General features: G+C 70.9%; 21 protein-coding genes. 5 read left to right on the top strand and 16 right to left on the bottom strand.

What is annotated here, in order from left to right; all coding sequences use genetic code 11:
* Positions 1–86: 86 nt before the first annotated feature.
* The 4 genes from BN1197_RS00485 to dapE all read right to left on the bottom strand — a co-directional run bounded on the left by BN1197_RS00485 (position 87) and on the right by dapE (position 4,832).
* Entirely contained in the window at positions 87–998 is a 912-nt protein-coding gene (locus tag BN1197_RS00485) for a LysR substrate-binding domain-containing protein (RefSeq protein ID WP_040155235.1), read from the bottom strand.
* A gap of 66 nt (positions 999–1,064) precedes the next feature.
* The gene (ahpF, locus tag BN1197_RS00480; RefSeq protein WP_040155234.1) at positions 1,065–2,627 is read right to left on the bottom strand and encodes an alkyl hydroperoxide reductase subunit F; all 1,563 of its coding nucleotides are present in this window, start codon (positions 2,625–2,627) and stop codon (positions 1,065–1,067) included.
* A 372-nt stretch (positions 2,628–2,999) separates the two neighbouring features.
* Positions 3,000–3,563, bottom strand: coding sequence for an alkyl hydroperoxide reductase subunit C (gene ahpC, locus BN1197_RS00475; protein WP_040155233.1), 564 nt, complete (start codon positions 3,561–3,563; stop codon positions 3,000–3,002).
* Positions 3,564–3,743: 180 nt separating this feature from the next.
* Positions 3,744–4,832 carry a succinyl-diaminopimelate desuccinylase gene (gene dapE, locus BN1197_RS00470; RefSeq protein WP_040155232.1) on the bottom strand — a complete coding sequence of 363 codons (1,089 nt, stop codon included), beginning with the start codon at positions 4,830–4,832 and terminating at the stop codon, positions 3,744–3,746.
* A gap of 82 nt (positions 4,833–4,914) precedes the next feature.
* Between dapE and dapD the strand changes: the two genes are divergently transcribed.
* Entirely contained in the window at positions 4,915–5,856 is a 942-nt protein-coding gene (gene dapD / locus BN1197_RS00465) for a 2,3,4,5-tetrahydropyridine-2,6-dicarboxylate N-succinyltransferase (protein WP_040155231.1), read from the top strand.
* 43 nt (positions 5,857–5,899) lie between these two features.
* On the top strand, positions 5,900–6,715 hold the full coding sequence (locus tag BN1197_RS00460) for a hypothetical protein (protein WP_052465802.1): 816 nt from the start codon (positions 5,900–5,902) through the stop codon (positions 6,713–6,715).
* 6 nt (positions 6,716–6,721) lie between these two features.
* Here BN1197_RS00460 and dapC read toward each other — a convergent pair whose 3' ends face one another.
* The 4 genes from dapC to mshB form a co-directional block, all read right to left on the bottom strand.
* Positions 6,722–7,876, bottom strand: a complete 1,155-nt coding sequence (gene dapC / locus BN1197_RS00455) for a succinyldiaminopimelate transaminase (protein WP_040155230.1) — start codon at positions 7,874–7,876, stop codon at positions 6,722–6,724.
* Positions 7,873–8,199 carry a ferredoxin gene (gene fdxA, locus BN1197_RS00450; protein WP_040155229.1) on the bottom strand — a complete coding sequence of 109 codons (327 nt, stop codon included), beginning with the start codon at positions 8,197–8,199 and terminating at the stop codon, positions 7,873–7,875. Before fdxA ends, dapC begins: the two co-directional genes overlap by 4 nt.
* 125 nt (positions 8,200–8,324) lie before the next feature.
* Entirely contained in the window at positions 8,325–8,867 is a 543-nt protein-coding gene (locus tag BN1197_RS00445; RefSeq protein WP_040155228.1) for a flavin reductase family protein, read from the bottom strand.
* Entirely contained in the window at positions 8,864–9,829 is a 966-nt protein-coding gene (mshB, locus tag BN1197_RS00440; protein ID WP_082043485.1) for an N-acetyl-1-D-myo-inositol-2-amino-2-deoxy-alpha-D-glucopyranoside deacetylase, read from the bottom strand. Before mshB ends, BN1197_RS00445 begins: the two co-directional genes overlap by 4 nt.
* 293 nt (positions 9,830–10,122) lie before the next feature.
* On the opposite strand from mshB, the gene ppk2 reads away from it, so the two are divergent.
* Complete coding sequence (gene ppk2, locus BN1197_RS00435; protein ID WP_040155227.1) at positions 10,123–11,016, top strand: polyphosphate kinase 2; 894 nt, start codon at positions 10,123–10,125, stop codon at positions 11,014–11,016.
* A 174-nt stretch (positions 11,017–11,190) separates the two neighbouring features.
* Entirely contained in the window at positions 11,191–12,795 is a 1,605-nt protein-coding gene (locus BN1197_RS00430; RefSeq protein WP_040155226.1) for a cation:proton antiporter domain-containing protein, read from the top strand.
* Here the strand turns inward: BN1197_RS00430 and BN1197_RS00425 are convergent.
* Positions 12,782–14,053, bottom strand: coding sequence for a bifunctional glycosyltransferase family 2/GtrA family protein (locus tag BN1197_RS00425; RefSeq protein ID WP_040155225.1), 1,272 nt, complete (start codon positions 14,051–14,053; stop codon positions 12,782–12,784). The two genes, BN1197_RS00430 and BN1197_RS00425, sit on opposite strands and share 14 nt — an antisense overlap.
* A 1-nt stretch (position 14,054) precedes the next feature.
* Positions 14,055–16,196, bottom strand: a complete 2,142-nt coding sequence (locus BN1197_RS00420) for a mannosyltransferase YkcB-related protein (protein ID WP_082043484.1) — start codon at positions 16,194–16,196, stop codon at positions 14,055–14,057.
* 191 nt (positions 16,197–16,387) lie between these two features.
* Here BN1197_RS00420 and BN1197_RS00415 point away from each other — a divergent pair, with 191 nt between their 5' ends.
* Positions 16,388–16,708 (top strand): hypothetical protein, encoded by a 321-nt coding sequence (locus tag BN1197_RS00415; protein ID WP_040155224.1) that lies wholly within the window; start codon positions 16,388–16,390, stop codon positions 16,706–16,708.
* An 89-nt stretch (positions 16,709–16,797) separates the two neighbouring features.
* Here BN1197_RS00415 and BN1197_RS00410 read toward each other — a convergent pair whose 3' ends face one another.
* The 6 genes from BN1197_RS00410 to BN1197_RS00385 all read right to left on the bottom strand — a co-directional run bounded on the left by BN1197_RS00410 (position 16,798) and on the right by BN1197_RS00385 (position 22,508).
* Positions 16,798–18,069: an aspartate aminotransferase type Ic gene (locus tag BN1197_RS00410; protein ID WP_040155223.1), complete on the bottom strand. Its 1,272-nt coding sequence runs from the start codon at positions 18,067–18,069 to the stop codon at positions 16,798–16,800.
* A gap of 113 nt (positions 18,070–18,182) precedes the next feature.
* Positions 18,183–18,776 carry a pentapeptide repeat-containing protein gene (locus BN1197_RS00405; protein ID WP_040155222.1) on the bottom strand — a complete coding sequence of 198 codons (594 nt, stop codon included), beginning with the start codon at positions 18,774–18,776 and terminating at the stop codon, positions 18,183–18,185.
* 87 nt (positions 18,777–18,863) lie between these two features.
* Positions 18,864–19,472, bottom strand: coding sequence for a response regulator transcription factor (locus BN1197_RS00400; protein WP_040155221.1), 609 nt, complete (start codon positions 19,470–19,472; stop codon positions 18,864–18,866).
* Entirely contained in the window at positions 19,469–20,695 is a 1,227-nt protein-coding gene (locus tag BN1197_RS00395) for a sensor histidine kinase (RefSeq protein WP_245851764.1), read from the bottom strand. Before BN1197_RS00395 ends, BN1197_RS00400 begins: the two co-directional genes overlap by 4 nt.
* 5 nt (positions 20,696–20,700) lie before the next feature.
* Positions 20,701–21,510, bottom strand: coding sequence for an ABC transporter permease (locus BN1197_RS00390; protein WP_040155220.1), 810 nt, complete (start codon positions 21,508–21,510; stop codon positions 20,701–20,703).
* Entirely contained in the window at positions 21,507–22,508 is a 1,002-nt protein-coding gene (locus BN1197_RS00385; RefSeq protein ID WP_052465800.1) for an ABC transporter ATP-binding protein, read from the bottom strand. Before BN1197_RS00385 ends, BN1197_RS00390 begins: the two co-directional genes overlap by 4 nt.
* Positions 22,509–22,540 lie beyond the last annotated feature (32 nt).

The raw sequence follows: 22,540 nt of genomic DNA, 5'->3' as shown, positions 1-22,540 counted from the left end.
GCGCGGAAACGCAGCGGGATTCCCGCGCGCAAGCGTCGCCGGGCATTCATCCGCCCGTTCCCGGGCCGTCGGGCACCGCCGTCGCGTCAGGTGCCCAGCGGGAGGGGCCCCTGCTCGCAGACTCCCCGCAGGATGTCGGCGAGTTCCTCCATGAGCCCGCCGTGCACCCCTCCGCGGCGGAAGACGAGCGCGATGTCGCGGTAGGGCGCGGGCGGCGCGAAGGGCCGCAACGCGACGCCCTCGTACTCGGCGACGGGCGCGACGACCGAGAGTTGCGGCAGCAGCGTGATGCCACCGCCGGCGGCCACCATGTGGCGCAGGGTCTCCAGGCTCGTCGCACGAAAGCCGTCACGTTCCGCGGCGCCGGCGAGCGCGCAGACCTCGAGTGCCTGGTCGCGCAGGCAGTGGCCGTCGGTGAGGAGCAGGACGTTCTGCCCGCCCAGTGCCGCGGTGGTCACCGGGTCGGTGGAGCCCGCGAGGGCGTGGGTGCTCGGCACCGCGAGCACGAAGTCCTCTCGGAACAGGGGCAGGTGGTCGAAAGCCTCGTCGACGGGCATGGCGAGCACGGCGGCGTCGATGCTGCCGGCGTGCAGCATGTCGACGAGGTCCGGGGTCTTCTCCTCGACCAGGAGTAGCCGCAGGTCGGGCAGCTCCCGGCCGATTCGTGGCACGACGTGCGGCAACAGGTACGGCGCGAGGGTCGGGAAGACACCGAGTCGTAGGGTTCCCGACCGCGGATCGGTGGCGTACCGGGCGATGGCTCGGATCTCCTCGGCGCCGGACAGCACGCCCTTGGCGCGGGCGACGACCTGTTCCCCGGCCAGCGTGAACAGCACACCGCGGGAGCCCCGCTCGATGAGCGGGGCCCCGAGTTCGGTCTCGAGCTTCTTGATCTGCGTCGAGAGGGTGGGCTGGCTGACGAAACACGCGGCGGCCGCCCGACCGAAATGCCGCTGCTCGTGCAGGGCGACGAGGTACTCGAGGTCACGCAGGTTCATGTCGTGGCCTCTTCATCGTCGGGGCCTCACGCCGGCCGGCGGCGTTGCGGCGTTTCTCAGGGGCGTTCACGCAGGGGCACTCGTGCGGATGAGGTGGTCGAACGCCGAGAGGGCTGCGGTGGATCCGGCGCCGAGGGCGACGACGATCTGCTTGTAGGGCGTGGTCGTCGCGTCGCCGCCGGCGAGGATGCCGGCGACGTTGGTGTGACCGGCCTCGTCGATGACGATCTCGCCGCGATCGTTGAGGTCGATGACGCCGCGCAACCATTCGGTGTTGGGCAGCAGACCGATCTGGATGAAGACGCCTTCGAGGTCGAGCTTCTTGGTCTCTTCGGTCGCGCGGTCCTCGTAGGTGAGGCCGGTGACCTGGTTGCCGTCGCCGAGGATCTCGGTGGTCTTGGCCGAGAGGATGATGTCGACGTTGTCGAGGCTGCGCAGTTTGCGCTGGAGCACGTCGTCGGCGCGCATCTCGTCGAGGAACTCGATGACGGTGACGTGGCCGACGATGCCCGCGAGGTCGATCGCGGCCTCGATGCCGGAGTTGCCGCCGCCGATCACGGCGACGCGCTTGCCCTTGAACAGGGGGCCGTCGCAGTGGGGGCAGAAGGTGACGCCCTTGTTGCGGTATTCGGTCTCGCCGGGGATGCCCATGGTGCGCCAGCGGGCGCCGGTGGCGAGCACGATGCTCTTGGCGCTGAGCGTGGCTCCGCTCGCGAAGGTCACCTCGTGGAGGCCGTCTCCTTGGGCGGGGCGCAGTTCGGTGGCGCTCTGGCCCTTGATGACGTCGATGTCGTAGTCGTCGACGTGGTTCTCGAGGTTGGCGGCGAGGGTGGGGCCGTCGGTGTGGGTGACGGAGATGAGGTTCTCGATGGACATGGTGTCGAGGACCTGGCCGCCGAAGCGTTCGGTGACGACGCCGGTGCGGAATCCCTTGCGGGCGGCGTAGATGGAGGCGGAGGCGCCGGCGGGGCCGCCGCCCACGACGAGGACGTCGAAGGGGTCCATGCCGTCGAGACGTTCGGCGTCGCGTGCGGAGGCGCCGGTGTCGATGCGGCCGACGATCTCGCGGGCGTCCATGCGGCCCTGGTCGAAGAGTTCGCCGTCGAGGTAGATCGTGGGGACGGCGAGGACGTTCTTCTCGTTGACCTCGTCCTGGAAGAGGGAGCCTTCGACGGCGGTGTGGGTGATGTGGGGGTTGAGCGCGGCCATGGTGTTGAGGGCCTGGACGACCGTGGGGCAGTTCTGGCAGCTCAACGACATGTAGGTGACGAAGTGGTGCTCGGTGTCGATGGCCTTGATGGCCTCGAGCACGTCGTCGTCCTCCTTGGGGGCGTGGCCGCCGACGTGCAGGAGTGCGAGGACGAGGGAGGTGAACTCGTGGCCGAGGGGAAGTCCGGCGAAGACGACGCGGGGCTGTTCGCCGGCGCGGGCGATGCCGAAGGAGGGGGCGCGGGGGTCGGTGCCGTCGTCGCGGATGGTGATCTTGTCGGACTGTGCGGCGATGTCGTCGAGGAGTTCGCGCATCTCACGGGACTTGGGCCCGTCGTCGAGGGTGGCGACGAGTTCGAGGGGTTCGCGCACCATCTCGAGGTAGGTCTTGAGCTGGGCCGAGAGGTTGGTGTCGAGCATGAGCGTTCCTTTCCTCGCGCCCGCGAGGCGCGACACGTCGCAAGAGAAGATTTCGCCGCTGCGGGGACTCGCGCGGGCTGAGCACTACTGGATGGTGTCGAGCGACGAACGGTCCGCCGGAACCTCCGCGGCCAACGTCATCCGAGAGCAAACCGTTCGGCCGCACCGCGTGAAGCCGAAGCGCAGGGAGAGGGACCCGGGGCCGCTGTTCGGGGTTTCGTCGCGAAGCCACGAAACCCCGAACAGCACCACCAGCGCGACGAAGTCGCCTGCTGGTGGTCAATCAAACGCCCGCGCGAAGCGCGGTCCACCCGGGACGCCCAGCGTCCCGGCTCCGCGAAGCGGAGCGTGCGGCTCCGCGAAGCGGAGTGATCAGATCTTGCCCACCAGGTCCAGTCCGGGGGTGAGGGTGCCTTCGCCCTCTTCCCACTTGGCGGGGCAGACCTCGCCCGGGTGGGTGCGCACGTACTGAGCGGCCTTGACCTTGCGCATGAGTTCGGAGGCGGAGCGGCCGATGCCTTCGGCGGTGCTCTCGATGTACTGGATGATGCCGTCGGGGTCGACGAGGAAGGTGGCGCGGTCGGCGAGGCCGGCGCCGGGGCGCATGTTCTGGAAGTTGTTGGTGATGACTCCGGAGGCGTCGCCGAGCATGTAGTAGTCGATCTTGCCGATGGTCTCGGAGGCGTCGTGCCAGGCCTTGTGGACGAAGTGGGTGTCGGTGGAGACGGAGAAGACCTCGACGTCCATCTTCTTGAGTTCGTCGTAGTGGTCGGCGAGGTCGCCGAGTTCGGTGGGGCAGACGAACGTGAAGTCGGCGGGGTAGAAGAAGAAGATGGCCCACTTGCCGCGGACGTCGGCGTCGGAGACGTCGACGAACTCGCCGCTCTTGAAGGCGGTGGTGGAGAAGGGGAGGATCTCGGTGTTCATCAGGGACATGCGTTGCGCTCCTCGTGTCGTGTCGGTGAGCTTGGTCGAGCTGGGGCGGTGAGGTTGCCCGCTCGATAAGCACTCTATATCGAAACGCCGCATCTTTGAAGTCAGTGTCGATGATTTCTGGACATGTGACCGATAGCCCGCGCCTATCGGGTCCGGGGCTCGGCTACCGGTCGCCTGCCCTCAGGAATCCGACGACAACCAGCGCAGGAGCGCGTCCTCGGCGGCCTGGAGTTGGTCGACGGGGCAGGCCTCGTCGTCCTTGTGGGCGAGCAGGGGGTCGCCGGGGCCGAAGTTGACGGCGGGGACGCCGAGAGCGGAGAAGCGGGCGACGTCGGTCCATCCCTGTTTGGCCGAGACCTCGCCTCCGATCGCGTCGACGAAGGCCTGCGCGGCGGGCCGGTCGAGCCCGGGGCGGGCGCCGCCGGCGCTGTCGGTGATCGTCAGCTCGAACCCGTCGAACAGTTCGCGCAGGTGGGCCTCGGCGGCGGCCTCGTCGAGGTCGGGGGCGAACCGGTAGTTGACGGTCACGGTGCACGCGTCGGGGACGACGTTGCCGGCGAGTCCGCTCTCGATGCCGACGGCCGACATCCCCTCACGGAACAGGAGCCCGTCGACGTCGACCTCTCGCGCCTCGTAGTCGGCGAGGGTCGCGAGGATGGGCGCGGCGGCGTGGATCGCGTTCTCCCCCATCCAGGGACGTCCGGAGTGGGCGGCGACGCCGCGGGTGCGGATCTCGGCCCGCATCGTGCCCTTGCACCCGCCCTCGACGAGGGCCCGGGTGGGCTCGAGGAGCACGGCGAAGTCGGCCTCGAGCAGGTCGGGCCGGGTGGCGGCGAGGCGGGTGAGGCTGTTGCGCTCGGCCTCGATCTCCTCACAGTCGTAGAAGACGAAGGTGATGTCGCGGTTGGGCGACTCCAGCAGGTGGGCGAGCCGCAGTTGCACCGCGACACCACCCTTCATGTCGACGGTGCCCCGCCCCCACAACTCCTCGCCGTCTTCGCCTCGGCGCCGCTGCGTGGGCAGGTTGGGCGGATCGGTGAGCGGCACGGTGTCGAGATGCCCCGCGAGCAGCACCCGCTCGCCACGGCCGAGGTGGGTGCGGGCGACGACCGTGTTGCCGTCCCGGAGGACGTCGAGACGCTCCTGCCTCCTCAGCGCGTCCTCGACGAGATCGGCGAGGCGCGCCTCGTCACCGCTCACGGACTCGACGTCACAGAGCGCGGCGGTGAGATCGGCGACGTGGGCGGAGAGGTCGAGCGCGTCGGTCATGGACTCACGCTAGCCCGCCGACGCGCGGCGGCCGGGTCGCAGGGTCACGAGGCTCGTCGGTGCCGCCCGTTATCGTGGCCGCATGACTTCGCGAGCGGCTTGGGGCTGGGCACTGGTGACCACGACGGGAACGAGCACCGAGGCGACGGTGCTCGACGCCTGGTTCCCGCAGCCGCGACTCGGCGATGCGCCGGAGGGCGCCTCCGATGCAGCGCCGGCGGAGCTCGAGGCGCTGGCCGGAGTGGATTCGCAGCGCAACGTCACGCTCTCGGTGCGTCTCGTCAACGTCGACCTCGACGCGGCCCCTTCCTCGGCCCCCGACGCCTATCTGCGTCTGCACCTGCTCTCCCACCGCCTCGTCGAGCCCAACTCGATCAACCTCGACGGGCTGTTCGGCACCCTGTCCAACGTCGTGTGGACCAACTACGGCCCGTGCGCCGTCGACGGCTTCGAGACGACCCGGGCGCGGCTGCGGGCCGCCGGCCCGGTGCAGGTCTTCGGCGTCGACAAGTTCCCCCGCATGACCGACTACGTCGTGCCCTCGGGCGTGCGCATCGGCGACGCCGACCGGGTGCGTCTCGGGGCTCACCTCGCCGAGGGCACCACCGTGATGCACGAGGGGTTCGTCAACTTCAACGCGGGCACGCTCGGTCACTCGATGATCGAGGGCCGCATCAGCCAGGGGGTCGTCGTCGACGACGGCTCCGATGTCGGTGGTGGCGCCTCGACCATGGGCACGCTCTCCGGTGGCGGCACCGAGCGCGTGCGCATCGGCAAGCGCTGCCTCCTCGGTGCCGAGTCAGGTCTCGGCATCGCCCTGGGCGACGACTGCGTCGTCGAAGCCGGTCTCTACCTCACCGCGGGCACCAAGGTCACCCTGCCCGACGGGCGAGTGGTCAAGGCCCGCGAACTGTCGGGACAGTCGGGGCTGCTCTTCATCCGCAACTCGGTCAGCGGCGCGGTGGAGGCCCGCCCGCGCGACGGCCACGGCATCACCCTCAACTCCGAGCTGCATGCCAACTAGCCGAACGCGAGTCGACCGGCGCCGGCGACGGCGTCGGCCGTGGGTGATCCCGACGATCGTCCTCGTCGTCCTCTTCGTCGTCGGGGGGTATGCGGTGGTGAACCACATCGTTCCGGGCGTGGGGCCGCAGGCCTGCCGCATCACCGTTGGCGGGCAGACGTTCTCCTACGAGCCCGAGCAGGCGCAGAACGCGGCGACGATCACCGCGATCGGCATGCGACGCAAGCTGCCGCATCGGGCCGTGACGATCGCCCTGGCCACGGCCATGCAGGAGTCCAAGCTGCGCAATCTCGACCACGGTGATCGTGACTCCCTCGGATTGTTCCAGCAGCGGCCGAGTCAGGGCTGGGGTACGCCGGCGCAACTCCAGGACCCGGTGTACGCCACCGAGAAGTTCTACGACCACCTCGTCAAGGTGCGGGGATACCTCGACCGGCCGCTCACCGAGGTCGCCCAGGACGTGCAGCGCAGCGGGTTTCCCGACGCCTACGCCCGTCACGAGGAGCGGGCCGACCTGCTCATGCAGGTCTTCACCGGCCAGGTGCCGGCGGCGGTCGTCTGCCGCCTGAACGACGCCGGACGTTCGGGATCGGCGGAGGAGACCGCGGCCGAGATGAAGGCCGAGTTCGGCATCTCGCCTGCAGTCTCGGGACGTGATGTCACGGGCGTGCTCAGTTCGACCGAATTGGCCTGGGCCGCGGCCCACTGGAGCGTGGCCCACGCCGCGCGCACGGGCGCCACGCGCGTCACGGTCGGCGACCGCACGTGGACGCGAAGCGACGGACCGGGCGCGATGCGCTGGTCGCCGACCGACGATGCCGGACCGACGACGCTGACCGTGTCGCTGCGGCGGCGCTGACGGGCGTCACACGCTCAGGGGCGCCTCCGCGAGGCGCTGTGCGGCCGCCTCGATGCGCTCGTCGGGTGCGGTGATCGCGATGCGCACGTGCTCGCCGCTGCGGGTGCCGTAGAAGCTGCCCGGGGCCACGAGGATGCCGCGTTCGGCGAGGGCGTCGACGGTGGCGCGCGCGTCGGCGCCGAAGGTCGTCCACAGGTAGAGGCCGGCGCGCGAGCCGTCGACGCGGCCACCGGCCGCCTCGATCGCCGGGAGAAGCGTCTCGCGACGTCGTCGATACAGCTCGAGCTGTGCCTCGACGTGGGCGTCGTCACCGAGGCCGGCGAGCATCGCCCGCTGCACCGGCCAGGGCATCATCATCCCGGCGTGCTTGCGGACCTCGAGAATCTGCCCGACGAGCTCGGTGTCACCCGCGACGAACGCCGCGCGGTAGCCGGCGACGTTGCTCTGCTTGGACAGCGAGTAGCAGGCGAGGAGCCCGGTGTGGTCGCCGTCGCAGACCCGCGGGTCGAGCAGGCTCGGCACTCCGGTGAACCCGGATCCGCCGGCCTGGTCGAGACGTTCGGCCTCGTCGCGCCAGTCGATCTCGGCGTAGCACTCGTCGCTGACGACGACCGCGCCGCGGTCGCGAGCCCAGTCGACGATCTTGCGCAGGTGCGCGACCCCGAGCACCTTGCCCGTGGGGTTGCTCGGGCTGTTGACCCAGATCAGCGCGGGTGCCGACGCGCCCGTCGCCGGTCCGAGCTCGGTGAGTCCTTCGAACGGCACCGGGGTGGCCCCGGCCAGCCGGGCGCCCACGTCGTAGGTCGGATACGCGATCGCCGGGAACGCGACACTACGGCCGCGCAGGCCGAGCAGGGTCGGCAGCCACGCGACGAGCTCTTTGCTGCCGATGGTCGGCAGTACCGAATCGGGGTCGACACCCTCGACCCCGCGCCGACGGGCGAACCAGGCGGCCGCGGCCTCACGCAGGTCGGGAGTTCCCCACGTCTGCGGGTAGCCGTGCGCGTCGGAGGCCTGCGCGAGCGCGTCGCGGATCACCTGCGGCGTCGGGTCGACGGGGGTGCCGACCGAGAGGTCGACGATGCCCCCGGGGTGCTCACCGGCGCGGGCCTTGGCGCCGGCGAGCGTATCCCAGGGAAAGTCGGGAAGGGCGAGGCTCACTCGTCGTGGCTCTGCGGCGGCAGGGCGGCGATGATCGGGTGGTCCTTGTTGATGAGGCCCAACTTGGCGGCGCCGCCGGGGCTGCCGAGGTCGTCGAAGAACTCGACGTTGGCCTTGTAGTAGTCGGCCCACTCGGTGGGCACGTCGTCCTCGTAGTAGATGGCCTCGACGGGGCAGACCGGCTCACAGGCACCGCAGTCGACGCACTCGTCGGGGTGGATGTAGAGCGAGCGCTCGCCCTCGTAGATGCAGTCGACCGGACACTCCTCGACACACGCCTTGTCCTTGAGGTCGACGCAGGGCTGGGCGATCACGTACGTCATGGAGGCGTTCCTTCTCGTGGATGCGGTGGATCGTGCTGAGGGGCCCAGTATGCAACGAGGCCTTCGGCGGCGGCGACGCGGCCGGGTCCCGAAGGGCTGTTCTCGTCCGTGGGCCACCCCGCGGGTCAGGTGGTGGTGCCGAAGGCTCCGCGAAAGCTCACGAGCGGCCCTCGGTCATCGATCGTCCCCGGCGCGGGGACGTTCGCGCCGGAGGCCGGCCCGACGGACGTCGACACCACCGCGCCGACGATGATGTCGTGGTCTCCCCCGGGATGGATGGCGGTGGTCGTGCATTCGAGGGTGGCGAGCGCCTCGTCGAGCAACGCGACACCGGTGACGCCGCGGTGGTGCGGAATCCCCTGAAGCACGGGCGCAGGCGGCCCGCCACGCGTCGCGAGCCGGCGGGCGAGCGGACCGGCGTCGGCGGCGAGGATGCTGATCCCCCAGTTGCCGCTCAGCCGAACGGGTTCGACGAACCGCGACGCACGCCCCACGCAGAGCAGCACGAGCGGCGGGTCGAGGGAGACCGACGTGAACGAGTTGACCGTGATCGCGTGGTCGACCTCGCCGAGCCGGGTGGTGGCGACGGCCACGCCCGCGGCGAAGTTCGTCATCACCGCGCGCAGGTCGTCTCCGTTCGGTGCGTTGCGCTGCCCCAGGTCGCTCACGCTCCGGCCTCCGGACGCTCGTCGGAGCTCCGCCCGAGCGGGCTCTCGGCCGCGCTCTCCAACGGCCGGGGCTCCCCCGCCCCTGGCAGGCGGCGCCCGGTGTGGGGGTCGAGCCGGATGAACGCCTCCGCCCGCGGCAGGCGGGTCGCGATGTCGTTGCTCAGCGCGAACCAGCCGTCGTGGACGACGACCTGCGTGCGGTGCTCACGCAGGGCGGCGTCGCGCAGGGCCAGTGCGGTCGGACTCCCCTCGACGACGTGGGTGACGGTGGCGTCGTCGACGGCGGAGGGGATGTGCTCGTCCTCGATCGTCGGGAGCTGGTAGCGACCTCCGCCTGCGGTGGTGAACCGGGCGGGATCGACATGGTCGAGCACCCACTGCCGGTCACGGGAGATCCACGAGCGCGGCGTCACCACCTCGTACAGCGCCGGGGTGCGCGAGAGTCGGCCGGTCGCGGCGACGGTCGCCTCGTGGACCCGCACGTGGTCGGGGTGGCCGTAGCCGCCGGTCTCGTCGTAGGTGACGACGATGTCGGGCTCGAGCGCCTCGAGTGCGGCGGTGAGTCGGGTGACGATCTCCTCGAGTTCGACGTGCGCCAGCGCACCCTCACGGCGGTTGGCCTCCGTGCCCGCCATGCCGGAGTCTCGGAAGAACCCGGGCCCTTCGCCGGGCAGCTCGGTCTCCTCGTCGGCGAGCAGCACTCCACGAGCCCCGAGGCGGTACAGCGCGGCCCACAGCTCTCCCCGGCGATACGCCCCGAGCCGGTCTTCGGCGTCGGCGGCGAGGTGCGCGAGGTCGGGCGGGATGATCTCCCCCTCGTCGCCGAGGGTGCACGTGAGCACGGTGACGTCGTCACCGGCGAGTACGTGATGGGCGATGCTCACACCGGTGGCGAGGGTCTCGTCGTCGGGGTGGGCGTGCACGAAGACGACGCGTCGGGGGGCAGTGAGGTTCTCGGTCATGACGGCCTCACCGTAGCCGCACCCGCACCTCGTGCGCCCGTCCGGATCCGCGTCGCGTCTCGCGCAGCAGATGGCGCCAGGCCCGACGATCGGGCGGCGCGATGGGTCCCGTGCCGCTGTCGGATGTGATGGCATGGCCATCATCGGTGCGGGCGTCCCGGCGCCCGCCGCCTGCAAGCCGCGGTTCATCCCGGCGTCGGTGCGGGTTCACCCGGCGGCCCAAGGATGTCCGCGTTGCCACAGACCCGACACGCCCGCGCCCACGCGGGCCCGCCCAGGAAGGACGGCATGCGATGCAGATGGGCCTGCGCGAACACATCGACCAGCTCCGCACCGAGGGGTACACCGTGCGCAGCGACCATCACGGCTCCGACCCCGACCTCATCGATCCCGGTGGCCGGGCCGTGGACACGTGGCGCGAGAGCTACCCCTACGAAGAGCGCATGACACGCGAGCAGTACGACACCGAGAAGTACCTGCTGCAGATCGAGCTGCTCAAGTTCCAGTACTGGACCCAGGACGTCGGTGGCCGGCACGTCATCCTCTTCGAGGGCCGCGACGCCGCCGGCAAGGGAGGCACGATCAAGCGGTTCACCGAGCACCTCAACCCGCGCGCGGCGCACGTCGTCGCCCTCACCAAACCCTCGGAGAAGGAACGCGGGGAGTGGTACTTCCAGCGGTACGTCTCGCATCTGCCCACCGCCGGTGACATGACGCTGTTCGACCGGTCCTGGTACAACCGCGCCGGCGTCGAGCGCGTCATGGGTTTCTGCACCGACGCCGAGTACGAACTGTTCATGGACCAGGCGCCGGTGTTCGAGAAGATGCTCATCGACGCGGGGATCTCGCTGACCAAGTTCTGGTTCTCGGTGACCACGCACGAGCAGCGCACCCGGTTCGCGATCCGTCAGATCGACCCCGTGCGGCAGTGGAAGCTCTCCCCCATGGACCTCGAGTCACTCGACCGCTGGGACGCGTACACCGAGGCCAAGGAGGAGATGTTCCGGCGCACCGACACCGACATCGCTCCGTGGACGACGATCAAGAGCAACGACAAGAAGCGGGCCCGCATCAACGCGATGCGCTTCTTCCTCAATCAGTTCGACTACGAGGGCAAGGACACCGAGGTCGTCTTCCCGGCCGACCCCAAGGTCGTTCGCCGCGGGCGCGACGCCGTGGACGACTGAGTTCTCGACCCGCTCCCAGGCCCGCCCGAGGCGCAGTGTCCGGGCGGGCCTCGTCGTCGATAGGTGTCTGCAGCGTCGGCGCTGCATCTGGTTGACACGTCCTTCGTCCCGGTAGCCTGACCTGCGTCCCGGCATTGCCCGTCGCCGTGATCCGTCGACCCCGAAGGAGTCCTCGTGGAGGTCGCCGCAACGATTCTCGCCGTGACGTTCGTGCTGGGTTTCGCGGCGTCGTTGCTCCGCCTCCCGCCGCTGGTCGGCTTTCTCGCGGCCGGGTTCGTGCTCAACGGGCTCGGGCACATCCAGGTGCCGCAGGTCGAGATCCTCGCCGACCTCGGCGTCACCCTGCTGCTGTTCGCGATCGGGCTCAAGCTCGACGTCCGCACCCTGCTCGCCAAAGAGGTGTGGCTGACGACGGGCGTCACGCTCGTCGTCAACGTCGTGGCGGGTACGGGGCTGCTCGTCGTGCTCGGTCTCGCCGGCTTCTCGCTGCTGCGGGGCGAGAACACCGGAGCACTGGCCGCCGTCGCCCTGGGGCTGGCGTTCTCGAGCACGGTGTTCGTCATCAAGCTGCTCGAGGAACGCAGCGACGCTCAGGCGTTCTACGGCCGCATCGCCGTCGGTGTTCTCGTCGTGCAGGACATCGTCGCGGTCGTGTTCCTGACCGCCAGCACCGGACACCTGCCGAGCCCCTGGGCGTTCGCGCTCGTGCTGTTGTGGCCCGCGGTCCGGGGGTTCAAGGCCGTGTGGGGGCGTCTGGGGCACGGTGAGATGCAGTCGCTGTTCGGCATCCTCATGGCCCTCGTCCCCGGGTACCTGTTGTTCGAGATCGTCGGCCTCAAAGGAGATCTCGGGGCCCTCGTCATCGGGATCATGCTCGCCTCGCACCCCTCGGCCGCGGAACTGTCGCGAGCGCTGTTTCACGTCAAGGAGCTGCTGCTCGTCGGGTTCTTCCTCTCGATCGGCATGTTCGGCGGCCTGCCGACGCTCGCGCAGGTGGGCATCGCCGTCACGCTCCTCGCGCTGTTGCCGCTTCGAGCGCTGTCGTACGTGCTCGTGCTGCGGCTCATGCGGGTGCGTCACCGCACCGGCTGGCTCGTGGCGTTCGCTCTCATGCAGTTCTCGGAGTTCGGGCTCATCATCGCCGACGTCGGGGCCGACTCCGGGTTGCTGTCGCGCGACTGGCTCGTCATCCTCTCGCTCGCGCTCTCGCTCGGGTTCGTGGTCTCGGCCCTGATCAACGGTGTGGGGCAGCCGATCGTCGAACGGCTCGCCGGGCGGATGCCACACCAGGATCCGACCACACTGCACCCCGAGGACCGGCCCGCCGACGTCAGCGGCGCCGAGGCACTCGTCGTCGGGCTCGGCCGGGTGGGTCGCTCCGCCTACACCCAGCTCACCCAGACCTACGGGATGAGTGTCGCGGGCGTCGACAGCGACCAGGCGCGGGTGGACCGGTTGACCGGCAAGGGTTTTCGGGTGGTCGAGGGCGATGCAAGCGACGAGGAGTTCTTCGTGCGCATGGACGGCCACCACGACGTGCGCATGGTCGTCGTCGCGCTGCCCTCCCACAACGCCGACATCGTCCGCGCCCTGCGGAGCACGGGATTCGAGGGCATCGTCGTCACCGCCGCCCGGTTCGAGGACGGCGTCGACGAGTGTCTCGAGCAGGGCGCCGACTCCGCCTTCAACGTCTTCGCCGGCGCCGGTCTCGAGCTCGCCGACCAGGCCGTCCGCATCTACGGCGGCGCCCCACCCACCGGGCCGATCACGATCGTGTGATCACGTCGGGGCGACGCGCCGGGGTGGCCGTCGAGGACGCGAGCGTCCACACCGGGCAGAGTGAGTCGTCGTCCGCGGTCGCGAAGAACCCGTCGGCCGGTGTCATCGTGTGGCGGAAGACCCCGTACTTGACGATCGTCGCGACGACGTTCGCCGCACCGACGGCGACCGTCTGCACCAGGGTGGGGGCGCCGGGGACGAGGACGGCCGTGACCCACAGGGCGCCCGCGCTGGTCAGCCACGTGAGCCCGAGGATCGCAAGGCCCTGCATCTGATGGGCGACGGCCTGCTCCCGGCCCCGCACGCCGAAGGTCCAGCGGCGGTTCGCGGCGGTGTTGACCATCGTCCCGGCGAGCAGGCCGAGGACGTTCGCGAGCTGCGCGCCGACCCCGACCAGACCGAGCAGTGCGAACAGCCCGAGGTGGACGAGGGTGCTCAGAACGCCGACCCCCGCGAATCGACCGATCCGGCCGACCGGGTTCGAGCCGAGTCCGCCGCGGCCCAGGTGCCGGGCGACGGCGCCGACCGGCACCTGGCCGCGACCGAGGGCGCGCCGCACGCGTGCCATCCCCGCGAGGTCCGCCCGGGCGGTGGCGACCACGTCGACGCGGCTGTCGGGATCGTCGAGCCAGTCGACGGGCACCTCGTGGATGCGCAGCCCGCTGCGTTGGGCCAGGACGAGCATCTCCGTGTCGAAGAACCACGCGTCGTCCTCGACCAGCGGCAGGAGCTCGGTCGCGACGTCGGCGCGGATGGCCTTGAACCCGCACTGCGCGTCGGTGAACGTGGCGCCCATGCCGCCGCGCAGCAGGAGGTTGTAGGAGCGGGAGACGAACTCGCGCTTCGGGCCGCGAACGACTCGGGAACCGCGGGCGAGCCTGCTGCCGATCGCGAGGTCGGAGTGGCCGGAGAGCAGCGGTGCAACGAGCGGGAAGAAGGCGTCGAGGTCGGTCGACAGGTCGACGTCCATGTACGCCAGAACGTCGGCGTCGGAGCCCAGCCACGCTCTCTTCAAGGCTCGGCCTCGGCCCTTCTGCTCCAGCCGCAGGTACCTGACGTCGGGAAACCGCGCCGCCAGATCGGCGGCGACGGCCGGCGTGAGGTCGGTGCTCGCGTTGTCGGCGATCGTGATCCGGAACGGGTAGGGGATGTAGGTCGACAGGTGGTCGTGCAGTCTGCGGACGCAGGCGTCGAGAGTGGCCTCCTCGTCGTGGACGGGGACGACGACGTCGATGACGGGTCGGATCGCGGTGTTCATGTCAGTCCTTCTGCGGGGTCGTCGAGGTGGCCGTGTTCGTCGTCGCAGCCGTCGAGGTGGCGGTGGTCGTCGTGGCCGGGCGGCTGAGGTCGTAGAACGTGGTGCCGTCGAAGGTGACCTCCGTGAAGTTCTGCTCGACCCACGCGGCGATCTCGGACGAGGCCGTGGAGCCGCCGTTGCCTCCCGGCCCGCCACCGAACCCGTCACTGGCGAGGAAGTAGTGGATCCGACCGTCGGCGACGTACTGCTGGAACTGCTCGAGGGTCGGCGACGGGTCGGAGCCGTTGAACCCGCCGACGGCCATGACCGGCTCGCCGGAGCCGAGCTGCAGCCCCGCGGCGTTCTGCGACCCGACGGCCGCGGCCGCCCAGGTGTAGGCCTCGGCGTCGGTCTGCAGGGCGGCGACGACCTCGGCGTTCGGCGCGGAGGCGTCGAGCAGGCCGTTCATGCCGGCGCGGGTTCCCTGCGTCGTTCCCGGCCCGCCCGCGACGGTGGCCGCGGACGATGCGCCATCCGAGCTCTGCCGGACGCCGGGCGGACCGCCGGGGCCACCCATCCCGCCGGGGCCGGTTCCGGTGTCGGGCCCGGCGGTGACGATCGAGCCGCTGGCAGCCTTCGACACGGTCGAGATGCTGAATGCCGCGGGCCCGGAGAGCCCCGCGAACAACGCCGCGGCGAGGACGACCGGAACCGCGCGGGCGTGGAGGCGTCCCGCGACGAGGAGCAGCAGCGTCGCGGCCAGGCCCGCCACGAGGACGGCATACCGCAGCGGACCGTAGACGTCGCCGACCCGCGTGAGGAGCACGAAGCTCCATACCGAGGCGACGGCGGTCGCGGCGGCGAGCGTCAGGGCGGGCACACGCCGTGACTCCGCGGCCCGCAGGCGCGCCACGGCCTGGGCCGCGCCGATGCCGACGAGTGCCGCGACGAACGGCGCGAGCGCGACCGTGTAGTACTCGTGGAAGATCCCCTCCATGAGCGAGAACACGAGCCCGGTGACGACGAGGCCGCCGCCCCACACGAGGTAGGCCGCACGGCGGAGGTCGCCACGGGGTGCTCGACGGGTCAGCCACAGGCCGGCGACGAGGAAGACGAGGGCGCTCGGGATGAGCCACGAGATCTGGCCGCCCACGTTGCTGGAGAACATCCGCCAGAGGCTCGCGGTGCCCATGTTGGGGCCGACCGAGCCGGCCTCGTCACCGGTGAGGCGACCGAGCCCGTTGTAGCCGAAGGTGAGGGAGAGGAACGAGTTGTCCTGCGACCCGCCGATGTACGGCCGCAGGGAGGTCGGCATGAGCTCGACGGCGAGGATCCACCAGCCGGCGCTGACGACCATCGCGACGAGGCCGAGCGAGCCGTTCTTGATGCGGCTGCCGAGGCCGCCGGGTGCGACGACGAGATAGACGAGGCCGAGGACGGGCAGGACGAGCAACGCCTGCAACGTCTTGGTGAGGAACGCGAACCCCAGCAGCACGCCGGCGAGGATCATCCATCGGGCGCGCACGCTCTCGCAGGCACGCAGGGTCGCGGCACAGGCCGCGGTGACGAGCAGAGCGAGCAGTGCGTCCGGGTTGTCGAACCGGAACATCAGGGTGGCGACGGGCGTGAGAGCGAGGGTCAGCCCCGCGAGCAGGCCGGCCGCGTGACCGAACCGGCGGCGGATCGAGAGATGGAGCACGGCGACCGTCGCCACCCCGAGCAGCACCTCCGGCACGAGGATCGACGCCGAGGAGAGCCCGAACAGCCGCACCGACAAAGACATGAGCCACAGCGAGGCCGGTGGCTTGTCGACGGTGATGCTGTTGGCCGCGTCGGACGAGCCGTAGAAGAACGCCTCCCACGACTGCGACCCGGCCTGTGCCGCCGCGGCGTAGAACGAGTTCGCCCAGCCGTTGGCCGTGAGGCCGCAGAGCCAGAACCCGAGCGTGCCGAGCAGCAGAGCGGTCAGGCTCAACAGCTCACCGCGGGAGAAGTGACGACGGCTGCCGGCGCCGGGTGACGTGGTCGTCGGCGCGGCCGTGGTCGCATCGCCGGCGCCCGGCGGGCTCGTGGGCCGGGGAGGCGTCGTCGCCCGACCGAGGCGGGATCGGAGCAGGCCGGGCGAGATCCGGGATCTGCGAGTGACAGTGGTGGCTGCGTTCATGTCGCCCACCGTCGAGCCGCACGCTATGCCGTCACTGTGCGCCGCCTTTCGAGGCCCGATGAGCCTCGGGCACCACCACCCGCAGAGCCAGGCATCCTCCTGACGGCCTCGCCGGCATCGCCCAGGCAGACAGAGTCGGCGCACACCTCGCTCATGGCGCCGGCACAGAATCCGGGCGGAACGTGCACGTCATGACCACATCACACGAGCACGAGCCCGCGAACGCGCACCGCACCCCACCGGTGTCCGTCGTCGAGTCCCCGACCGCACCCGCGGTGAGCCGACCTCGATGGTCGGGGCGCAAGACGGCGGTCGCCGCGGCCCTGGCCATCGGAGTCGCCTCGGCCGGCACCGCCGCGGCGGCGACCGCCGCCCCCGCCGGCTCGTTGCAGACGCAGAGTTCCGAGCACGGCCGCCTGCACGGCGGCCGGGACGGGCATCGTCCCCCAGACGGCATGCCTCCGGCGCCTCGGGGTCTTTCAGGGTCCACCCCACCCCATGAGGGCCTGTGACGCCGGCCCCCTTCACGCCGAGACAGCCGCCGTTTCCGCCTCTCCGCCGGTGCCACCGTGCGGGGCAGGTCGGAGACGGCGTCCGTCGGTCACTCGTCGAGGATCTTCTCCCCCGCGGCGAGAACGACGCAGGTCGTGAGCACGTCGAGAGCCTGCTCGAGTTCCTCGGTCGTCGGGAAGGACGGGGCGATGCGGATGTTGCGGTCGGCGAGGTCGGCGCCGCCGGGGAACGTCGCGCCGGCGGGGGTGAGTGCGACGCCGGCCTCCTTGGCGAGCTGGACGACGCGCTTGGCCGTGCCGGGCACGACGTCGAGGCTGACGAAGTAGCCGCCGTTGGGCTCGCTCCACTCGGCGATGCCGAGCGCGCCGAGGTCGGTGGCGAGCGCCTTGGCGACGGACTCGAACTTGGGCTCGAGGATCTCGCGGTGCCTCTGCATGTGGGCACGCACGCCGTCGCTGTCGCCGAAGAACCGCACGTGGCGGAGCTGGTTGACCTTGTCGGGCCCGATCGAGCGCATCGCGTCACGGGCGAGGAACCACTCGACGTTCGCGAGCGAACTCCCGAAGAACGACACCCCACCACCGGCGAAGGTCACCTTCGACGTCGAGGCGAAGACGAACGCACGGTCGGGGTTACCCGCCCGGGCGCAGGCGTCGAGGATCGAGGCCAGCTCGTCGGGTTCGGCCGTGAGGTCGTGGACGGCGTAGGCGTTGTCCCAGTAGACGCGGAAATCCGGCGCCGCGGTGGTCATGCTCGCGAGACGCTCGACGACCTCGTCACCGAAGGTCATCCCCATCGGGTTGTTGTACTTGGGCACGCACCAGATGCCCTTGATCGTCGGGTCGGCGGCGACGAAGGCCTCGACCTCGTCCATGTTGGGGCCCTCGGGCGTCATGCCCACCTGAATGAGCTCGATGCCGAGTTCCTCGCACAGCGCGAAGTGGCGGTCGTAGCCGGGCGCGGGCGCGAGGAACCTCACCTTCTCACCGGCCCAGGGCTTCTCACCGCCGGGCAGGGTGTGGAAGAAGCTGCTGACGAGGCAGAAGTGCATGAGCGACAGCGAGGAGTTGTCGCGGGCGACGAGCTGGTCGACGGGCACGTCGACGAGCGGCGCGAAGATCTCGCGCAGCGCCTTGAGGCCCTTCGGCGCGCCGCCGTAGTTGCGGGTGTCGCCCTCCTCCGCGATGTGGTCGCCGGGCTCGAGCGCGACGAGCATGTCCTCGGAGAGGTCGAGCTGCGCCGAGCACGGCTTGCCGCGCGTGATGTCGAGCTTGAGCCCGGAGGACGCGAACTCCTCGTAACGCTGACGGGCGGACTCACGGGCGGCGGACAGCGCCTCACGATCGATGCGGTCGGTCATCGGTACTCCTCGACTCGGATTGCGGCAGTGCGAGAGTATCCCGGCCCGCCGCACCCCCGGTCGTGTGCGTCTCGCGTGGCTCCGGGTGGGGGCGCCGCCCCGCCGAGCTCGGGTCAGGCCAACCGGATCCCCAAGGGCGCGAGCAGCGACGCCGCGGTCGAGGCATCGACGGTGAGCCCGCGGACCTTGTTCTCCCGCACGTCCAGAGCAAGGTTGCGGCTGCCCGAGAGGTCGGCCTCGCGCAGGTCGCAGCCACGGAACGTCGTCCGGTCGAGATCGCAGTCGCGCAGCACGGCGTGACGCAGGTCGGAGTCGTCGACGTCGCATTCGAGCACGGCGCAGTCGGTGAACTCCCACCGCGAGAGGTCGCGGCCGACGAACGAACACAGGTGCAGCCGGGTGCGCTCGAAGCGTGAGGGCTCCATGACGACGCTCGGCGCGAGCTGCGAGAAAGACGTTCCGACGATCCGGCAGTCGACGAACGTGCACCCGGTCAGGGAGGTGTCGGGCCACCGCACACCCGAGAGACTGCAGTGGGCGAACCGGCAGGCCGTGAACCGGCACTGTCGCAGGATCGCCTCGTCGAGGACGACCCCGTCGAACGTGCACTCCTCGAACTCCACGCTGCTCACCGGGCCGGTGACGACCGTCTCGGGTCCGAACGTCTCGTCGGCCACGTAGTCCCGCAGCTCCGCCAGGTCTGTCATCGGCCGCCCCTTCGTCGAACGCCGTCCGTCCACTCTCTCAGGCGGCCGGGTCGCCGTCTCGCGTCACGCCGGCCTCCCGACCGACCCTCACAGCCACCCGTTGTCGCGGGCGATCGCGGCGGCCTCGGCCCGGGTGCGTGCGCCGGTCTTGCCGATGGCCGCCGACAGGTGGTTGCGCACCGTGCCCTCGGAGAGGAAAAGCGCGGAGGCGATGTCGGCGACCGTGCCTCCGCGATGTGCCTCGCGCAGGACGTCGGTCTCCCGGCCGGTCAACGGCGACGTGCCGCTCACCATCGAGTCGACCGCGAGCCCTGGGTCGACGACGCGCAACCCGGCGTGGACGCGCCGGACGGCCTCGGCGAGTTCGGGAGCCGGGGTGTCCTTGACGACGAAGCCCTGTGCCCCGGCCTCCAGAGCTCGACGGACGTAGCCGGGGCGCCCGAACGTCGTGACGATGAGCACCCGCGTCGCCGGGCAGGCCCGGCGCAGTTCGACGGTGGCCTCGATCCCGTCCAGGCCGGGCATCTCGACGTCGAGGAGCGCGACGTCGGGCCGGTGCTCGCGTGCGGCGGCCACCACCTCGTCGCCCCGTCCCACCTCGGCGACGACGTCGATGTCCGGTTCCAACCCGAGCAGCGCAGCGAGGGCACCGCGGACGAGCGCCTGGTCGTCGGCGAGCAACAACCGGATGCTCATGGCGTCCTCCCCTCACGCCGACTCGTGGCAGCGCGCGTCCCCGCGCCGGGCGTGGCGCTCACGCGCAGGACGGTCCCCCGGCCGGGGGTGGAGTCGATCGTCATCGTCGCCTCGGCCTGCCGTGCTCGTTCGTCGAGGCCTAGCAGGCCCGAGCCCGTCCGGTGAGCGTCGTCGAAACCGCGTCCGTCGTCGCGGATCTCGACGCTGTCGGCCCCGAGCACGACCGAGGCGTGCCGCGCGCCGGAGTGCCGCACGACGTTGGTCACGCCTTCGCGCACGACCCACGCGAACAGCTCGCGCAGGTCGGAGCGCACGTGCTCGGCCGCCCCGGGAACGTCGGCCTCGATCTCTGCGGCCTCGAACGCGCGGCGGGCACCGGCGAGCTCGGCCGGCAACGACAGGTCGCGGAACGACCGCACCGTGGCGCGCACGTCGGCGAGCGCGTCGCGGGCCAGCCGCTCGACGTCGGCGATCTCGGCCTTCGCCCGTTCGGGGTCGGCGTCGACGAGACGTCCGGCGAGCTGCGCCTTGACCGCGACCACGGTGAGGGAGTGCCCGAGGATGTCGTGCAGGTCGCGGGCCATCCGGGCCCGTTCGAGGTCGACGGCCAGCTCGGCCCGCTGTTCCCGGGCGTCGACCGCATCCTGCTGGGCACGCGAACTCCGTTCACCCAGCCACACGCTCAGCCCGACGAAAGCGATCCACCCGCCCACGCCGAGCGCCCACGGCCACTCCATGCCGAGCGCGAGACCCGCGCCGGTGTGGGTGAGCCCCGCCGCGAGGACGACGGCCAGGCCGCCCGGTCCGGCGATCGCACCGCCCCCGGCCGCGGCCACGAAGAAGAGGAACATCAACCCGCTCGGCCCGAGCAGCCACGTGGCCACGAGAGTGAGCAGCACCATCCCGGCGAACCACACGGGCATCCGCAGGCTGCGCACCCATTGGGGCGGTCGCCGCTCCCCCGCGAGGAGCCCGGCGACGTACCAGGCGGCGAACACGGCGACGAGGGTGACCGAGCCCCACCGGCGAAGCGGCCCGTGACTCCACGAGAACACGATCACCGGCGTGAGGAACACGAGGAAGAACGCGGCGAAATACGTCCGCTCTCGATCCGAACGCCGGCGCCGAGGCGGTGGTCCCCCGTCGGACACGGCCGCCGAGGCGGCCGGAGTGGCCGTCACGGTCGAAGCATCGGGGTCGGGCACGTCGACCACGGTAACCATCCCCCTCATTCCCGCCCGGCAACCGAGCGGTACCGCCACGCCGCCACCGTCACGAACAATGCCGTCCAGCCGGCCACGCCGAGCACCGCGGCGGTCTCGACAGGTTCACCCGAGGTCATGCTCTCGAGCAGGCTGCGCAATCCGTACATCGGCGTGAACGGGGCGAGCAGACGAATGTCGCCCATCCCGTCCAGTGGGATGAACATGCCGCCGAAGAACGCGAACAGGCTGAGCAGGGGGCCGACGACACCGAGCACCGCCTCGTTGCGGAACAGGTAGCCGACGGCCAACCCGAAGGCGCCGAACATCACGGTGCCCGCGACCCACGCGAACCAGAACGCACCGACGAGCGCCGGGAGGACGAGCTTCGCACCGGTGGCCAGGCCGACCGCGAAAACCGTGACGACGACGATCAGTGCCGTGGCCAGGGCGGCGAGCAGCTTGGCCGCGACGTAGACCCAGGGCACGAGCGGGGTGAGCCGCAACTGGCGGTTCCAACCGCTGCCGCGTTCGTCGGCGACGCTGCCCGCGACGTTGACGGCCGCCGTGATCGCACCGAAGAGCGCCATGTTCGCCATGACGATGCCCGCGACCGTGCCGCGGGGTGTCGCGATCTCCCCGTACTCCGGTGCCGCGCCGAACAGCAGGTACATCGCCACGGGCATGACGACCGCGAACCCGATGGTCCACGGGTTGCGCAGCGCCCGCAGGATCTCGAGCCGGAGATACCGGCGGGGAACGAGGGGCGCTCCTCCGCTGCCGGGCGCGTCGGCGGCGCGAGCCGCGCGGGCGTGGGTGACGGGCATGGTCGTCATGACCGGGCCTCCGAGTTCGTCAGGGTGGTGATCGGGGTGGTCGTCGAGGTCGGTGTCGAGGTGAGGGTGAGGAAAGCGTCCTCGAGGGCGTCGGAGGTGACCTCGACGTCTCGTGCGGCGGTCGCGGTGAGCAGGTGCCGGGCCAGGGCGTCGGAGTCGCGGGTGTGCAGCCGTACGACCTCACCGCGCCGCTCGAACGAGTTGACGCCGCGAAGGACGGCGAGCGCCTCGTCTTCGCTCGAGTCGGGCAGGGTCGCCCGGACGTGACGCCCGAGAGCGGTGCCCTTGATGCGGCCGGGAGTGTCGTCCGCGACGATCTCCCCGTCGCGCATGAGGACGATGCGGTCGGCGATGTCGTCGGCCTCGGCGAGGTAGTGGGTGGCGAAGAGGATCGTGCGGCCACGCTTCGCGTCCGCGCGGATGGCACTCCAGAAGTCGCGGCGTGCGCCGACGTCGAGGCCGGTCGTCGGCTCGTCGAGCAGCAGGAGGTCGGGGTCGGGCAACAGCGCGAGCGCGAATCGCAACCGCTGCTGCTCACCGCCGGAGCACTTGCTCACCCGTCGCGTGAGGATCTGCTCGATCCCCGCGCGGCGGGCCACCGACGGGACGTCGGCGTGGCGGCCGAAGACGTCGGCGACCATCGTCAGCGTCTCCCCCACCGTGAGCCGCGGCAGCAGTCCCCCGCTCTGAAGCACCGAGGAGATCCCGCCGGTGGCGATGACGTCGGCCGGCCGGCGGCCGAGCACCGAGACGCTGCCCGACGTGGGTGCGGTGAACCCGAGCACCATGTCGAGCAGGCTGGTCTTGCCCGCGCCGTTCGGACCGAGCAGGGCGACGACCTCACCACGCTCGATGCGCAGATCGACGTCGCGCACGGCCTCGACGGGGGCGGTGGCTCCGCGCGGGGGTGCGAACGTCTTGGTCAGGCCCCGCAGCTCGATGGCCGGGTGATCATGTCGGGTGGCGGACGGCTCGTCGGCCGGGTGCGTCGTGGTCATGACCCCACACTCCGCCGGGAGCGGGCCGAGGC

It is taken from the genome of Mobilicoccus massiliensis (assembly GCF_000826525.2).
GTDB lineage: Bacteria > Actinomycetota > Actinomycetes > Actinomycetales > Dermatophilaceae > Mobilicoccus > Mobilicoccus massiliensis.
Note: the sequence above shows the minus strand (reverse complement) of the source record. Positions and strands in the feature narration are given on the sequence as shown.

Excerpts from the sequence above, each read along its gene's own strand:
- dapE (WP_040155232.1), bottom strand. The coding sequence starts at position 4,832 with ATGACCGACGCGCTCGACCTCTCCGCCCACGTCGCCGATCTCACCGCC.
- BN1197_RS00410 (WP_040155223.1), bottom strand. The coding sequence starts at position 18,069 with ATGACCGACCGCATCGATCGTGAGGCGCTGTCCGCCGCCCGTGAGTCC.
- ppk2 (WP_040155227.1), top strand. The coding sequence starts at position 10,123 with ATGCAGATGGGCCTGCGCGAACACATCGACCAGCTCCGCACCGAGGGG.
- dapD (WP_040155231.1), top strand. The coding sequence starts at position 4,915 with ATGACTTCGCGAGCGGCTTGGGGCTGGGCACTGGTGACCACGACGGGA.
- BN1197_RS00390 (WP_040155220.1), bottom strand. The coding sequence starts at position 21,510 with ATGACGACCATGCCCGTCACCCACGCCCGCGCGGCTCGCGCCGCCGAC.
- ahpF (WP_040155234.1), bottom strand. The coding sequence starts at position 2,627 with ATGCTCGACACCAACCTCTCGGCCCAGCTCAAGACCTACCTCGAGATG.
- BN1197_RS00425 (WP_040155225.1), bottom strand. The coding sequence starts at position 14,053 with ATGAACACCGCGATCCGACCCGTCATCGACGTCGTCGTCCCCGTCCAC.
- BN1197_RS00485 (WP_040155235.1), bottom strand. The coding sequence starts at position 998 with ATGAACCTGCGTGACCTCGAGTACCTCGTCGCCCTGCACGAGCAGCGG.
- BN1197_RS00385 (WP_052465800.1), bottom strand. The coding sequence starts at position 22,508 with ATGACCACGACGCACCCGGCCGACGAGCCGTCCGCCACCCGACATGAT.
- BN1197_RS00420 (WP_082043484.1), bottom strand. The coding sequence starts at position 16,196 with ATGAACGCAGCCACCACTGTCACTCGCAGATCCCGGATCTCGCCCGGC.
- BN1197_RS00400 (WP_040155221.1), bottom strand. The coding sequence starts at position 19,472 with ATGAGCATCCGGTTGTTGCTCGCCGACGACCAGGCGCTCGTCCGCGGT.
- fdxA (WP_040155229.1), bottom strand. The coding sequence starts at position 8,199 with ATGACGTACGTGATCGCCCAGCCCTGCGTCGACCTCAAGGACAAGGCG.
- BN1197_RS00395 (WP_245851764.1), bottom strand. The coding sequence starts at position 20,695 with ATGGTTACCGTGGTCGACGTGCCCGACCCCGATGCTTCGACCGTGACG.
- ahpC (WP_040155233.1), bottom strand. The coding sequence starts at position 3,563 with ATGTCCCTGATGAACACCGAGATCCTCCCCTTCTCCACCACCGCCTTC.
- mshB (WP_082043485.1), bottom strand. The coding sequence starts at position 9,829 with ATGACCGAGAACCTCACTGCCCCCCGACGCGTCGTCTTCGTGCACGCC.
- BN1197_RS00405 (WP_040155222.1), bottom strand. The coding sequence starts at position 18,776 with ATGACAGACCTGGCGGAGCTGCGGGACTACGTGGCCGACGAGACGTTC.
- BN1197_RS00415 (WP_040155224.1), top strand. The coding sequence starts at position 16,388 with ATGACCACATCACACGAGCACGAGCCCGCGAACGCGCACCGCACCCCA.